The organism is Senegalia massiliensis, from assembly GCF_009911265.1.
In the GTDB taxonomy this organism is placed as follows: Bacteria; Bacillota; Clostridia; order Tissierellales; family SIT17; genus Anaeromonas; species Anaeromonas massiliensis_A.
The window spans coordinates 1-1056 of record NZ_QXXA01000044.1; the positions used below are offsets into that span (position 1 = coordinate 1).

The following is a 1056-nucleotide window of genomic DNA, read 5'->3' on the forward strand; positions in this document are numbered from 1 at the left end:
GAGTATTACAATGAACCTAATTACATTAAAAATATATTAAAAAATGGAAAACAAAGCACAACAAAACCTTATATAACTAATCCAGAAAGACGAGGAATACCTCATGAAGTTGTTAGTATTCAAATATTATTAGAGTTTATATCTTTAGAAAAAGAGGAATTATTCGCTATATTACATCACAACGGAATGTACGGAGACTTGAAGTATCAATTGCAAGGGAATGAAACTAAATTACAGCAATTAATACACTTTGCTGATATGTGGGCTAGTAGGTTTTTAGAAACGGAGGATGAACAAGATGGAAAATAGAGAATATGTAGAAGAAACAACAGCATTAAGCTTAGTAGAAAACATTAATATTCAGAAGGCTGAACAGTCTATAAGTAAGATACAAAAATTTCAAGGGGTAATAAAACAAGCCTTAGTACCTAAACATGACTATGGAGCATCTTATTATGGTGCTAAGGATAGCTTATTAAAGCCTGGAGCAGAGAAAATATTAATGTTAATGGGATTATCAAGTGAATATGAAATCATAGAAAAGACTCAAGATTATGAAGATGGATTCTTTGCATTTACAGTTAGATGTATTTTAAAAAAGAATGACCAGATCATAACTCAAGGCTTAGGAAGTTGTAATAGTAAAGAAAGGAAATATCAATCAGCTAAACAGGATGTATATATGCTAGATAATACTTGCCTTAAAATGGCTAAGAAAAGAGCACAAGTAGATGCAACACTTACAGTAGCAAGTCTATCAGATATATTTACTCAAGATACAGAGGATATGGCACAATTTGAGCAGTCTGAAAGAATGGACAATCTTACAGAAGAAGATGCAAAAAATATAAAAGTAACATTTGGAAAACATAGTGGAAAAACATTAGGTGAAATAGCAAAAGTAGATAAAAGTTATTTAGAATGGTTACAAGAAAATGCAAGAGACGATTATATGCAAAAAGCAGCAAAAATGCTTATTAAATAATACAGTATCTACATCTTTAAATAAAGTATATGAGGGGTTTATCCCCTCTTTAAACAAAAGAAGGTGATAAA

At 30.4% G+C, this 1056-nt stretch carries 1 protein-coding gene and 1 pseudogene; both read left to right on the top strand.

The genetic code is table 11. The features are described 5' to 3' along the window. Nucleotides 1-309: pseudogene (locus D3Z33_RS16440) on the top strand (HD domain-containing protein); the annotation flags it as partial. Beyond that, the gene (locus D3Z33_RS16445) at nucleotides 299-985 is read left to right on the top strand and encodes a hypothetical protein (protein WP_160198858.1); all 687 of its coding nucleotides are present in this window, start codon (nucleotides 299-301) and stop codon (nucleotides 983-985) included. The pseudogene D3Z33_RS16440 and the gene D3Z33_RS16445, both read left to right, overlap by 11 nt. Nucleotides 986-1056: the final 71 nt, after the last annotated feature.